Origin of the sequence: Cyanobium usitatum str. Tous, assembly GCF_963920485.1 — a bacterium.
Classification (GTDB): domain Bacteria; phylum Cyanobacteriota; class Cyanobacteriia; order PCC-6307; family Cyanobiaceae; genus Cyanobium_A; species Cyanobium_A usitatum_A.
In genome coordinates this window covers 2,494,831-2,506,903 of sequence record NZ_OY986431.1, presented here as the reverse complement: position 1 = coordinate 2,506,903, position 12,073 = coordinate 2,494,831, and the positions used below count along the sequence as shown (strand labels likewise).

At 52.6% G+C, this 12,073-nt stretch carries 14 protein-coding genes and 1 pseudogene; 5 read left to right on the top strand and 10 right to left on the bottom strand.

Features of this window, described 5'->3' with window-relative positions; genetic code table 11:
* Nucleotides 1–25: 25 nt before the first annotated feature.
* The 4 genes from U9970_RS13485 to U9970_RS13470 form a co-directional block, all read right to left on the bottom strand.
* Nucleotides 26–541 (bottom strand): hypothetical protein, encoded by a 516-nt coding sequence (locus tag U9970_RS13485; RefSeq protein ID WP_322764624.1) that lies wholly within the window; start codon nucleotides 539–541, stop codon nucleotides 26–28.
* Between the two features lie 9 nt (nucleotides 542–550).
* Nucleotides 551–1,003 carry a thermonuclease family protein gene (locus U9970_RS13480; protein WP_407653047.1) on the bottom strand — a complete coding sequence of 151 codons (453 nt, stop codon included), beginning with the start codon at nucleotides 1,001–1,003 and terminating at the stop codon, nucleotides 551–553.
* A gap of 213 nt (nucleotides 1,004–1,216) precedes the next feature.
* Nucleotides 1,217–2,659, bottom strand: coding sequence for an AAA family ATPase (locus U9970_RS13475; RefSeq protein ID WP_322764622.1), 1,443 nt, complete (start codon nucleotides 2,657–2,659; stop codon nucleotides 1,217–1,219).
* A gap of 18 nt (nucleotides 2,660–2,677) precedes the next feature.
* Entirely contained in the window at nucleotides 2,678–3,292 is a 615-nt protein-coding gene (locus U9970_RS13470; RefSeq protein WP_322764621.1) for a hypothetical protein, read from the bottom strand.
* A gap of 614 nt (nucleotides 3,293–3,906) precedes the next feature.
* Between U9970_RS13470 and U9970_RS13465 the strand changes: the two genes are divergently transcribed.
* Entirely contained in the window at nucleotides 3,907–4,167 is a 261-nt protein-coding gene (locus U9970_RS13465; protein WP_322764620.1) for a Nif11-like leader peptide family natural product precursor, read from the top strand.
* Between the two features lie 403 nt (nucleotides 4,168–4,570).
* Here the strand turns inward: U9970_RS13465 and U9970_RS13460 are convergent, their stop codons facing one another.
* From U9970_RS13460 to U9970_RS13450, 3 genes are all read right to left on the bottom strand, one after another.
* Nucleotides 4,571–4,816, bottom strand: coding sequence for a hypothetical protein (locus tag U9970_RS13460; RefSeq protein ID WP_322764619.1), 246 nt, complete (start codon nucleotides 4,814–4,816; stop codon nucleotides 4,571–4,573).
* Between the two features lie 12 nt (nucleotides 4,817–4,828).
* Entirely contained in the window at nucleotides 4,829–5,044 is a 216-nt protein-coding gene (locus tag U9970_RS13455; protein ID WP_322764618.1) for a hypothetical protein, read from the bottom strand.
* Nucleotides 5,045–5,171: 127 nt separating this feature from the next.
* Nucleotides 5,172–5,519 carry a hypothetical protein gene (locus U9970_RS13450; RefSeq protein ID WP_322764617.1) on the bottom strand — a complete coding sequence of 116 codons (348 nt, stop codon included), beginning with the start codon at nucleotides 5,517–5,519 and terminating at the stop codon, nucleotides 5,172–5,174.
* 389 nt (nucleotides 5,520–5,908) lie between these two features.
* Here U9970_RS13450 and U9970_RS13445 point away from each other — a divergent pair, with 389 nt between their 5' ends.
* From U9970_RS13445 to U9970_RS13435, 3 genes and pseudogenes are all read left to right on the top strand, one after another.
* Entirely contained in the window at nucleotides 5,909–6,163 is a 255-nt protein-coding gene (locus U9970_RS13445) for a helix-turn-helix domain-containing protein (protein WP_322764616.1), read from the top strand.
* A gap of 207 nt (nucleotides 6,164–6,370) precedes the next feature.
* The gene (locus tag U9970_RS13440) at nucleotides 6,371–6,526 is read left to right on the top strand and encodes a hypothetical protein (protein ID WP_322764615.1); all 156 of its coding nucleotides are present in this window, start codon (nucleotides 6,371–6,373) and stop codon (nucleotides 6,524–6,526) included.
* A 20-nt stretch (nucleotides 6,527–6,546) separates the two neighbouring features.
* Nucleotides 6,547–7,323, top strand: a pseudogene (locus U9970_RS13435) (transposase).
* Between the two features lie 263 nt (nucleotides 7,324–7,586).
* Here U9970_RS13435 and U9970_RS13430 read toward each other — a convergent pair.
* Nucleotides 7,587–8,618 carry a carbamoyl-phosphate synthase gene (locus U9970_RS13430; protein ID WP_322766147.1) on the bottom strand — a complete coding sequence of 344 codons (1,032 nt, stop codon included), beginning with the start codon at nucleotides 8,616–8,618 and terminating at the stop codon, nucleotides 7,587–7,589.
* A gap of 331 nt (nucleotides 8,619–8,949) precedes the next feature.
* Here U9970_RS13430 and U9970_RS13425 point away from each other — a divergent pair, with 331 nt between their 5' ends.
* The gene (locus tag U9970_RS13425) at nucleotides 8,950–9,450 is read left to right on the top strand and encodes a hypothetical protein (RefSeq protein ID WP_322764614.1); all 501 of its coding nucleotides are present in this window, start codon (nucleotides 8,950–8,952) and stop codon (nucleotides 9,448–9,450) included.
* 657 nt (nucleotides 9,451–10,107) lie between these two features.
* Here the strand turns inward: U9970_RS13425 and U9970_RS13420 are convergent.
* Nucleotides 10,108–10,239, bottom strand: a complete 132-nt coding sequence (locus U9970_RS13420) for a hypothetical protein (RefSeq protein WP_322764613.1) — start codon at nucleotides 10,237–10,239, stop codon at nucleotides 10,108–10,110.
* Nucleotides 10,240–10,817: 578 nt separating this feature from the next.
* Nucleotides 10,818–12,020 carry a bifunctional glutamate N-acetyltransferase/amino-acid acetyltransferase ArgJ gene (argJ, locus tag U9970_RS13415; RefSeq protein WP_322764612.1) on the bottom strand — a complete coding sequence of 401 codons (1,203 nt, stop codon included), beginning with the start codon at nucleotides 12,018–12,020 and terminating at the stop codon, nucleotides 10,818–10,820.
* Nucleotides 12,021–12,073 lie beyond the last annotated feature (53 nt).

Here is a 12,073-nt window from a genome sequence, read left to right as displayed (position 1 = left end):
CAGTCTTTACCAGATTGATCCCTCATCAAGGATATGACTGCGGCATAATCTGAAATGTCTGCATCACTACATTCCCCCAATACTCATCCAGCAAAATTGTTTCTTCGTAGGGAATGCCTAGTTCAGACAATGCTTGATGCCAAAATGATGTGGCGTGAGTTGCCTGCTTTAATTGCTTCACTGTCCACTTCCCGGGATAGAAGGAGAAAACTTGCCTGGCAAGATAAGTCCCTATCTTTTTGCCGCGCATTGTTGGCACAATGTAGAACTCGCGAAGGTCTCTTGTCCCTTCTTCTGGAACTGATGCTGCGGCAAACCCAATTGCATTCGCGCTGTTCTGAAGAATGTATGCCTTAACTTCGCCACCAATAGTCGTGTCCAACTCGTAGAGACCTGTGAGGTTAGGGTTCTTCTTGGTAATTGGCGAGAACTCTGCCTCATACGCCTGGGCAAGATTGAGATAGGTAGAAAGGTTGCTATCGCAAACCTCTTGCAGGCAGAGATCGTTCACTGGATCGTTGGAAAAGTCACTGCCACTCAATATTAATCGTCATTTGAGTGACTCACACGCCTCCCCGTCGCCATCACGATCCAGGTAGGTATGACCCTGCTTGAGTAAGTCCTGCGCCTTGTTCCAAGACCCGATCTCCTTACAGCGATACTTGCCGCTGCTGGATCCACCACCACTTGAAGACGCACTACTACCACCTTTCCTGTTACGCCTGTAGTCCCATGGGCGCTGGATCCCACCAGGCACACTCCAGACCCCAGCACCCTTCAAACGTGCATCGTTCTCCAGTCGGGAGTAGGTATGGCGGTCACACCCACTGATGTACTGCCAGTAGACAAAGGCATTGCCAGATCCAACAAGGGACTGATTGATATTGGTGGCACCTTTGAGTACCTCAGCAACGTTGCGCCCGTAGCGGTCCACTGCCTTGCTCTTGAGGATGACTTTTGATCCGATGGGCAGCAGTCCCTGCAGAGTTTTCCTGGACTCCATCCCATATGGAGATTGGGATGTCTCGGGAGCATCAATGCAGGCAAGACGAACCTTGATCCGCCTACTGCCTTCGGTCACTGTGATGGTGTCTGCGTCACCAATGGACAGAACAGAGGCGGCGTGAACTGCTAACCCTCCATAGAGGGACCAAGCAGCAAATAAGAGCAATATAAGAGACTGTTTTGACGCACCACATCTCATCGAAAAAGCATCTTAGTTAGTGACAGCAGCAACGTCTTGCCACTGAATGTCCTCCTTCGCTATCCTTTGAAGATCGATTTTATCGCTTGTGCTTAATGCGACAATTCTGTTCGCCTGATTGGCAATAGAGCGTTCAAAAAGATTTCGAATTGTCCGTCCATTTCCAAAGTTGCCTGACTTTGTTCGAATCATTTCTTTTGTAATGATTCCAAGGTGCTCTTTTGCTTCATCATCTAAGGCGTAACTTGACTGGTTTGCTATTAGGATGAAAATCTTTAGCAGTTCGTCTTCTGAGTAGTCTTCAAAGCGGAAGAATTTGTTGAATCTAGATTTCATTCCAGGGTTTGACTGAAGAAACTCACCCATTAAATTTTCGTATCCTGCAGCAATAATTATCAGGTCTTCCCTGTGGTCTTCCATATATTTCAATATGGTATCAATTGCCTCCTGCCCATACTGATCTTCTCCTGTTGCGCTAGACAAACTATACGCTTCGTCAATGAAAAGAATTCCTCCTAGCGCCGAGTCGAGGACATCTTTCGTCTTAATCGCCGTTTGTCCAAGATATCCTCCAACCAAACCACTGCGGTCAGTCTCGATGAAATGTCCTTTGCTGAGAATTCCTAGTTGGTGGTATAGATGCCCTAGTTTTCTGGCAATTGTGGTTTTGCCAGTGCCAGGATTTCCATAGAAAATCATGTGATTTGAAATGTCTGCGTTTGGCAACCCTGCTTGTTTTCGCATTTGCTGTACTTGCAGAGAATTGACTAAGGACTGAACCTCTGTTTTTATATTCTCAAGTCCAATTAGTGATCGCAGTTCTTCTAGTATCTCTTCTACGGATTTTAATGGAGACTCGTCATTATTTGCATTATTCCTTGGGTTTCCCGTCTGCCTGCCATCTCCCGCTATGTGAAGAGAACCTTCTTTTCGCCAACCAACATTTTTGTATACGCCGTCCCGTATTGACTTGAAGAATACATTTTCCTTTTCGCTTATTACCCGATCGATGGAAATCAAGACATGTATGTAATCCAATATCACGCTTGCTATTTCTCTTTCTTTTGCATCATTAGGTGCTGCGTCGTCTTTCTGCGATTTAATTAGTGCTGAGATGTGTCTTGCGATGCTGTCAACCTCTAGAGGTCTTTTGTCGGTATCTTTTAGTCTATCTATGAGTGTCGCTTGAATATGCTTCCGTTTTTGATCAATGCTCAGATGGTCGATGTAGCGAATAGAGCACAGACCAGAACTGCAGCATGTATCAAAAACAAAACTCATCCAATAATCACTCTCGTCTGCATTGGCGACGGAAGTCAGGTATAAATGGGAAATCTCTAGAAAGACTCTGCTTATCTCCGTGCTTTCGTTTTTCCCCTCTTGTTGATCTGATTTCGAGAATGATTTAAAAATCTTGTCGTGAGCAGCAATAAAGATTCTCGATTTATTATTCATGCTTTAATGCTGAATGATTTATAATGCGTCATCTTCGAGCATTCCTATTTCTTTTTCTGAAGCATCGTAGTTGGCAAAAGCGTATTCAATTGCAATGTAACCCGTATATGCGTCTTCGGCGGCAACGTATAAAAATATAGACTCAATCTCAGAGGGTAAGACTTTAGGTTTTCCATTGTCCCATCGAGCGGCAAGTCTCCTTTCGCCGTTTTGAATCGCTTGCATCCAGTCTCTCGGTTCATTCCAAATGCTTTCGTACATGAGGAAGTCAACCATTTCTGGTCTTCCATAGATATTTTCCAACTTCCCTTTCATGTCCTCAAAGGAACTTCTTAGTTCGTGTCCATAAGGGTTTGTCGAGATGGGATTACCTATCGACTTAATCCATGACAACCCTTGTACGGGAGTTATCTGAAGGTAATAATATTGGAAAGCAGAGTGTTTTTTGGGAAGTGTCTCCGCTCGATAGAAGCATGGTTTTACTTCGACAATCTGGATATCAAGATCTTCTTTCCTTAACCCTTTTGACAGTCCAAATGGACCGCTTGCGGCAGTCGATTTTACCTCTCTGCTGTATGCGCTGTTCTCTTGACTTGGTAGCGGAGGGAGGGGAGGCAGTAGATTTTCGTCCATTGCTTTGTGGATCTCATTCGCAATATAGAACTACTTTGACTTAATGGTCAACTCCTCCGCATTTTTAAAGTGTGTTACCCCCACAACTCCAACCCAAGACCCGCCAATGCCGCTGCCCTCCTAAGGCAACTTGAAGCAGCAACCTCAGCAGCAGGCGCCTGTGACTTGGACTCCAATGGTTCCGATGCCACTGCCGAGTAGTGGAGCAGGTCTCCATCAGCGGTTGGGATCGTCAATCGCCCAGTGACCACAACAGCACCGCCAACTTCTTGTACCGACTGCACCTCCCAACACCAACCAGGAGCACGATGGTGAAGGTGGCGGGCAATGGTGTTCCAGGGGCAGTAGGTCAGGGTCGTGTTGCCCTGCTTCCTGGTCTTGAGGTGCCGAGGGTCAATTGGACGGGACAAGTCCGCCAAGGTTTCGGCAGTGGGGCGCAGGGAGAACTTGATGGCAGTGGTTGCCTGAATGCCGTTGCTGGATGTCTTGAGCATTGGATTGACTCTCTGTGGAGTTCAGTGCTTAGAGTATAGCATTAAACACTCTGTCTTGGTTGTCTTCTGCTGTGGTTTGCTGATGCCTTGTTAGCGTTCCTTGGTGCCTGAGCGCCAAGCGTGGATTACTCGCCAGCGCCACTCCTGGATGCCCTGGATCACTTCCTCTATCGGATGGATAGTGACCCAGAGTTGGGGCGTGAGTTCTATGCCTCCACCACTCCAGAGGAGATGGTCGTCTTGGCAGAGCATTGCGGGATTTTGATTGGCGCTGATGACTTCCGTGCTCTGCTGAGAAGTGGCAGCACTGAGTTTTGGGTTGTTGGTGGCGAGGAGGGTGCCAATCCCATCGCCCACCTACAGCAGGTCTTTAGCGTCTGACGCAATAGGGGGAGTATCAGACCTCTTTGGTCAAGCACAAATAAGTGCTCGTCAGAGGTTGTGCCCTCCCATCCCGTTGTGCCTGACCCTGAAGACCCTTGATGGCATCACGAACTTCAGGGGTATAGTCCCAACTGGTTCGTGACCGCTGCTTGAGAACCCAACCACCAGGGGCACGAACACCAAAGCGGAGTTCAGCATCGCCAAAGGTGCTCAGTAGTTCAGCGTCAATTACTTGCCGCTCCTGCTCCAGGTTCTTGATGCTGCCTGTGATCTCTACCCGTCTGCTGAGAAGGGCATCAGGCGTGAGAGATGCCAGATGGGGGAATGGGTCTGGTGCCTCTGGTGGCAGGGTCTTGAGAACCCGCAGAAGATCAGATGGGGAGATTGGTGGAGTCATCAGTCATTTTTTGATGGCATCCTCATTCACCAATCGGTTGTAGTGACACTGGATAGCGTCCTCCACGATTGAGGAGAGGGTTATGGGTTGATTGGTGCGTTGGCGGTGATGCTGGATTTCAGAGACCAGTTTCATCGTCTCCTCGCTGAGGCGGATGCCGAACTGCTTAGGAGCATCGGGATGGTCGTATGCCATTACTGCTGGGGCGAGTTGTTTGATTCTGGCGGGGAAGACCACCAGCACCAGCAACGGTCAGGGTTTTCATCGTGACACCACCAGCACCTGCCTATCAGCGGCAGTGACTGCCTGCTCCAGGGTCTGGTGACTGGAAAGAATGGTCGTCTCCCAGCACATATCACCAACTTGAGTTCGGAGCGAAAGATCAAACTCACCCGTGATGCGTGAGAGGCGAATGGATAGACCGTCGTGCTCTGGGGTGGTGAAGTGCCAGTGGCGGGGAATGGATTGCTGAAGCATCGGTTGGAACCTCTGTGGGTTTCTGGGAAAAGGGTTGGAGGGGCGAACTGCTTTGAGTTTCTTGCCCCTCAACACTGAAATTATAGCATTAAAGCAGCGGGATGCGGTGCCCGATGCTCAAAAGCAATCAGACGGCAACCAGTTCAGGCACCTTCTGCGATGCTGCCACCTCCAGAGCAACCGCATCCAGCACCTGATCGGCAACTGAGCGGTGGGTAGTGGGGGTCAGATCACCAAAACGGGCAGTGAGTGCCTGTGAGAACAGATTCGTGAATTCAGTGCTGATCGTGGCGGAAAGCAGGTCAGCAGCAAATGCCCAGTGCTGAATCATTGAGGCAGCACTGAGGTTTCCGCCCGCAGCAGCATCAGCAGAATCCTGTTCCCACTGGCAGACCTTGTTGTGCAGGGCGGCAACCATCACGCCTTGGGCAGCGTTGAGGGTCGCAAGGTCAATGGTGGAGAAATCGGTCGGCATTGGTCTGAACCTCTATGGGTTGCTGGTGAGTGTGTTGAGAGGGCGGGTTTCTTTGAACCTCTTGCCCTCAACGCAGTAATCATAGCACAAGGAACTGAGCAGAGGGCGCTTCACGCTTAGAAACCTGCGAAATGCCCCGCTGGAATCCAATGTATGTATCGTTACGGCATCGTTTCAGATTTGCTTTAGAAATGGGGTCGTAAGCGGAGTCGGTATGGTCGCAACTGGTTTCCCATCACTTCTTGCCTTAGTCGCCCTGGTGGGTTTTGTCGTGGTTCAAGCAGTGCTTAGGTTTGGCGCCTGACACTCTGGTATCCGTGCCTGACACGGGAGCATAGTTAGCAAGCACTGCTTTGCCCATTCAGGGTGCTTGAGGTATTGTGTGCCTCATGGCAAAGCAAGTTCGTCTGACCCTCGCCAAGGCGCTCGCTAAGGCAAATCTGCGTAGGGCAGAGGCGGGTGAGAAGGCAATCACAATGAATGGTCTGGCAGTGGCGGCAGGAGTGGCAGCAACCACCATTACCCGACTGGCACGGAACGATCAGAAAGCGGCATCAGCACTTTCTTTGGATTTGGCAGGAAAGATCGTTTCGGTGCTGGACTGCGGGATTGAGGATTTATTGGAGGTAGTAGAGCAGGCTTAAGCGATTTCAGAGTTGATTGCTTACGACAAAAGCAGCCTATCAATGAAAAATAAATGAACGCCACCAACTCACCATCACCTACCCAGAAGGCGACGCCCAGCAACTACACCAGGCACTGCTGCTCCTGAAGAGAAGCCGTTGCCTGAATATCTCAGCATTCTGTAGAGAAGCGATTGCTGAGAAACTGGAGCGACTGGAGGCACTCAAATGAAGACCATCACCATTCGGCTGCCTGATGTGGAGGCAGCGATGCTTGTGGAGGTGCAGAAGGTCAATAAGGCTTATAGAGACCTTCAGGGTCTTCTCATCAGCCAAATCCAGCAGGAGTATGCCAAGACGCCAAAGGGCAGAGCATCAAGGTAAAGACCTGATGCTCTCATCAAATGCCCCGTTCCCCACGCTGCCTACCGCAGGGTTATTCCTTTCACATCACGCTTAGATGTAACAGCCGTCAGTTTCTGATTGCCAAAGGGTTGAGAAGGGATGTGCTGCTGGCAGTGCTCGCCAAAGCACAAGCAAAAATCCCACACAGGTTGTATGCGGTGTGTCTGATGGCAAATCACCTGCACCTCCTCATCAGACCTGATGATGCCTCTCAACTCCCCCGCTTGATGCACTGGATTGGCTGGTATTCAGCGATGGCACTCAACCGCCTTGCTGGGCGTTGCGGGCACTTCTGGGAGGCACGGTATTACGCCACAGCGATTGCCCCTAAAGACCACTGAAGAGTGCTGAATACACTCAGGTATATCCACGCCAATCCACTGGCAGCAGGAGTAAGGAAGGGTTTCTATGACCCATATAGCAACTACGGGCACTACGGCAGGTTGGAGAGTGATGGCATCAGTGAATGGCACCCAAGCTTCCTAACACTGGCACCAACACTAAAGGGATGCTCCAAGCGTTATGAGCGTTTCTGCCAGCAGTATCGCCATCACAGCAAAGGAGTACCTAAGTGCCACTGGGGCTCAAGGATGCTGAAGTGATTGGTTGAGACCAGTGGGAGCAAAAAGAAACGAATATCACCAGGGCAACAGCAACTACCTTTCGCTTTTGATTGTCGCCTCAATCAAATACCTGACGAGTGGCAGCAGATAGCAGTGAGATTTAGACGTGCCAACGGCATCCGTGATGGCGACAGGGAGCGAAGTATTTGGTAGTTGTGTTGGGGAAATAAATGTATCAGTAGAGGCAGAGAATAGAGGTGCCTGTCTTTGCTGCGGTTGGAATTATTTGGGATTTATTTTGGCAGGAAAAGTGGCTCAAGATTGGCGGTGGAGGTAGGCGAAGGTGCCAGGTATTGGAGGGCATTTTGATGCTTTGGGCGTCATTGAAGAAATAAAAAGCCCCTGTGGGTGCAGGGGGTTTGAGCGGTAGAGTGCTGGGGCGCTCAAAGTAAAGGCGGTGGGCACAAGGTTGCCGGTCAAGGTGGTGGTGGGCAGGTTCCGGTCAAACACACAAAAGGAACCGGTGGCAGAAAAGCATCGTGCACCCGCACATCCCGATTGGCTGGCGTTGTTGATAGCGCCTGAATAACTGGCATCACCACAGGCTGCTGCTTTCTAATGCTCGGCGCTCCATAGCCATTAGTGCCAAAGCGATATTTGATGTCTGCCGAAACCCTGGTCTCAAATGCCTGGTCGTAGGAGAGATTGGCGCCAACGGTGAGACCATTTGTCAGGTTGTACGCAAGTCTGCCCCGAACTCCAGAACCATCAGCAGCTCCCAGGTCACCGCTTTGGTAGTAATAACCAACAGAAGCCCGCAAATCAGGAGTAATGCTGTAACCAACATCCAGTCCGTAGGTATCCAGTGCCCCACCTTGATAAAAGCTATTGAGCTGCTGCTCCGTATCGCCAATCGGCACCAAAGCATAGGCATTAAAGTTCCAGGAATTAGAAACTGCCTCTACTCCTGCGGATACCTGCTGGAAAAACCCCGTTTGGGAATTCGTAACCGTGACACCTGTATCGGCAGGTCCTGTTGCCATCGGTCGGCTGTCATAACCCGCATTGACACCAAACATCCAAGAGCGGTTGCTGTTGAGCCAGCGGTAACCCAGGCGTGTGGAAGTAGAGAAGGTGGTGCCTGAAACGTCAGTATTAATGATGCTGCTGTAACCGCTGTAGTCACTGAAGTTGGCATTCACGAGCACATCCACAAAGGCAACGCCGTTGCTGCCGACGTGGAGTGGAATAAAGGCGCCAATGCCTGCTTGGTTAGGAGTGCCAGCACCTTGCAGTGCCCCTTGAAAGCCGTAGTTGAACTTGACGGCATCCCTGAGGTTGACGCCCATCACGCCAAGGTCTGCTGCCTCGGTGCTTGGAGCCTTTGGCTCTGCTGATGCTGCGGGTGCCGCCTGAGCCACTGCAGGTCTGATGGCAAGAGGCAGTGATGCCAGTGCCAGTGCGGCAGTGCTTGCCAGCGACAGGCTGAGACGGATGGAGCGCTGCATCAAAAAATCTTAAAAATATTGCCCACACATTGCTGCAAAGTGTTGCGGCATATGGGTTTTTAGGTCAGTTATTGGGTTGGCAGCAGGATGCCATCCGCGTCCTGATCCAAAGCCACTCCCATAGCCACCAAGTCCTCCCAGCACCTCCCCCAATCCTTCTTCTGCCGCCCTGCCGAGGTGGTTGCCCCTGAGCTCATCGGATGCCTGTCCTGGTCCAATCCCTCATAACCGCAAGACATCATCCCAAATACGCAGAAATTTAGATTTTGTCAAACATTCAGACAGGGACGTTGCTATAACACTTATTATTTGAAAACTTAGCCCTCTTTTCATGACTGTAACTGCTATCGCACACACTCTTGCTCCAGGCACGAAGCGCAAACAGACAAGCACAGAAATATCTACGTTGAAGTGGAAGTGGAGGTATGAGACTCCGGAAAATTACGCTGGACCAAAAATCAAAGCCCGAGGAAAATTCACCACGGATACCGACACGGACGGGGATGGCTACGTCAATATAATTGACATAAAAGGCAAAAGAAATGGAGATAAAATCACGGGTCTCTACCCTGCCGGCACCTCTATTCCGGGAAATACCGGATACTTAGGAGACAACTTGATAGCCTATGACAAAACAATGCAAAGCCCCCAGCTAACCAGCGGGGGATTTCAATTCTCGGTTGAGGGTGGAGGTTATTCCAATGTCTTTTTTGCAAGCTTTCTTCAGCCACAGGCATACCTAGACTTCCACTCCGTGCCACCGTACCCCGAAGGTGCAATTGCGCCAAATAGTGAAACAATCGTGCTATTTCAGGCTACGCTTGTATCTTAATTTTAATTTGAATGGAGTTTTTTGACCGAGCCCCCCCGACGTGGTTGAGAGACCAAGGAACTCATTCCTCCTTTGTTAATCGGTGCTTGCGATTGCCCTTGATACATTTTGCTGAATCATTGGGGTGGGCTAATATCTGCCTCTATGCATATCTTTTGTCACTTCAATTGACCTGATTCCACTTGGACCCATGAGGATCACGCATTTGGATAGCAAGCATCTACCCCTATTGAGTGACGCAGAGGCGGCGGCGCTTGTTGAGGCGTCTGCTCTGCTGGTGATCGCTTCTCAGTCCGTTGCTGGCGCAGCACTGCCACCAAGGATGGCAACGGTGCTGGGGCAACTCTTTGATGGTCTCAAGATGCCTAATGCTGTCTCTTCGCCCCCTCAGGACAACTGAGTTCACTGAACGCCAGGACTATGCGGGTTACATCAGTTGGAACCGATCACCTTTTATGCCTCAGCGAGGAAGAGGTAAGTCTTTTGGTGGATCTGTGCCACGCAGGTTCCTTTTCGGAGCACATCGCCTCTTCTGCTGAACGGAGGGAGCGTGTGGATGCCTTTATGTGGCAGGTTCAGCAGTCCCTTCTGCCTGAGGTTCAGAAGAGATACGGCAAAAAGGTGCTCAAGCGGACTGGGGTGTAGGAGGCGAGTGACCTACTTCTTGCTGCCTTCCAGGTCGGTGTCAGATCCGTTCTGATGACCGTTCAAGTGCTTCTCGCAGGCGCTAGCAGTCGTACCCATCAACAGCGTCGCAGCGGTCAGGGCGAGTAGCAGCAGGCGCTTCATCGGGTCTTGTTGGGTCTTGTGAGCAGGGTATGGACGCTTTCTGCTGTTGGCGACTGCCTTGGCGATAAGGGACTCAGTGGACTCCTTGACCTCACCGCCTCAGCGTGAGTAGTACAGGTGTATCTGCTCTTGTGCGATGCCTGCTGCCGCTCCTGTGCCACCTGCCGTCCCCGCTGAAGAGTGGGAGTTCCTTGAGTGGAATGTCCTGAAACCCTCCCGCTCCTCAAGCGTTTGTATGACCTGCCAGCACTTCCGTTATGAGGTGGGCAGGCACTGCATCACCTTGCTGACCTGTCCAATTCACCAGGGTCTGATTCCTCAGGGGGAGCACCTGACTAAGAGGTGTTCTCAGTGGGTCGCTCGGCGGGAGATTCGGGTCGGGTGGTGTCCTGAGGGTGGGTGAGGTGCCTTGCTTACGGAAAAAATCCACTTCTGCCAACGGATTTGAGAAAAAAGCATCGACTTGAACGTATCAATTTCCAGATGAGCACTGGGATTTACGTCTGTCTCCTCCGTAAGCGTTCCGTAAGCGTCACCCAGTCACCCCTCAAAACCCTTCCAGCGCAACGGGTTTGCCTCTACGTCGTGTAATCGGCGTTAATGCGGACGTATTGAGCCGAAAGGTCGCAGCCCCAGGCCACACCTGTACCAGAGCCATCGCCCACCACCAGGCGAATTATTACTGTGTCGCTGTGCAGATAGGTGCTGGCGGCGGTGCGATCGAAGGCCAGGGGCTGGCCAGCGGCCATCAGCTGGTGCTCGCCCAGCCAGAGGGCCACGGCTTCGGAGTCGAAGGGCACGCCGGCCCGGCCGGCGGCAGCCACGATCCGGCCCCAGTTGGGGTCGCGGCCATGCACGGCGCATTTCACCAGCGACGAGCCGCACACGGTGCGGGCAATGGCACGAGCGCCGGCCTCATCGGCGGCTCCCTGCGCCTGCACCTCGATCAGGCAGGTGGCGCCCTCGCCATCGCGGGCGATCGCCTTGGCCAGGTGTTGCGACACCGCCGTCAGGCCGGCCTCCAGCGCTTCGAAGTGCTCGTGGCTTAGGAGCTCCCCGGCTGCAAAGGCCAGGAACGTGTCATTGGTGCTGGTGTCGCCGTCCACCGTGATCGCATTAAAGGAGCGATCCACCGCCCGCCGCACCATCGCCTGCCACACCTCGGCGGGCACGCCCGCGTCGCAGCTGAGGTAGCCCAGCATCGTGGCCATATTTGGGTGGATCATGCCCGAGCCCTTGGCCATGCCGCCAATGCGCACGCTGCGGCCGCCCAGATCCGCCTCCAGGGCGATCTGCTTAGCCACCAGATCGGTGGTGAGGATGGCAGTGGCTGCCGCGGCGCCACCCTCGGGACTGAGGGCCGCCACTAAGGGATCAAGACCCGCCAGCAAGGTGCCCATCGGAATCGGCACGCCGATCACACCGGTGGAGCAGATCAGCACCTCTTCTGGCGCTAACCCCAACCGATCGGCGACGGCCTGGGTGGCCCGCAAGCTATCGATCAGGCCCCGGTCGCCGGTGCAGGCATTGGCCTGGCCGGAATTGGTGAGCACCGCCCGGGCGCGGCCGCCGGAGGCCGCCAGACGCTCGGCGCAGAGGTCCACGCAGGCGGCCCGCACCACCGAGGTGGTGAAGGTGCCGGCGCACACGGCGCCCTCGGGCGCCAGCAACAGGGAGAGGTCGGGATTGCCAGAAGCCTTCAGGCCCGCGGTGACAGCGGCTGCTTGGAAGCCCACCGGGGCAGTAATGCCGCCGGGGATCGGGTGCCAGGGGTGGGTCACGGGCTGCAGCTGCTGCGAACCTGAGCATGGAATAGCGTCACGCCCCTTCTCAA

Coding starts and splice junctions, on each gene's coding strand:
- U9970_RS13455 (WP_322764618.1), bottom strand. CDS start 5,044: ATGCTTCAGCAATCCATTCCCCGCCACTGGCACTTCACCACCCCAGAG.
- U9970_RS13430 (WP_322766147.1), bottom strand. CDS start 8,618: ATGCAGCGCTCCATCCGTCTCAGCCTGTCGCTGGCAAGCACTGCCGCA.
- U9970_RS13425 (WP_322764614.1), top strand. CDS start 8,950: ATGACTGTAACTGCTATCGCACACACTCTTGCTCCAGGCACGAAGCGC.
- U9970_RS13470 (WP_322764621.1), bottom strand. CDS start 3,292: ATGGACGAAAATCTACTGCCTCCCCTCCCTCCGCTACCAAGTCAAGAG.
- U9970_RS13475 (WP_322764622.1), bottom strand. CDS start 2,659: ATGAATAATAAATCGAGAATCTTTATTGCTGCTCACGACAAGATTTTT.
- U9970_RS13480 (WP_407653047.1), bottom strand. CDS start 1,003: ATGGAGTCCAGGAAAACTCTGCAGGGACTGCTGCCCATCGGATCAAAA.
- U9970_RS13445 (WP_322764616.1), top strand. CDS start 5,909: ATGGCAAAGCAAGTTCGTCTGACCCTCGCCAAGGCGCTCGCTAAGGCA.
- U9970_RS13420 (WP_322764613.1), bottom strand. CDS start 10,239: ATGAAGCGCCTGCTGCTACTCGCCCTGACCGCTGCGACGCTGTTGATG.
- U9970_RS13450 (WP_322764617.1), bottom strand. CDS start 5,519: ATGCCGACCGATTTCTCCACCATTGACCTTGCGACCCTCAACGCTGCC.
- U9970_RS13440 (WP_322764615.1), top strand. CDS start 6,371: ATGAAGACCATCACCATTCGGCTGCCTGATGTGGAGGCAGCGATGCTT.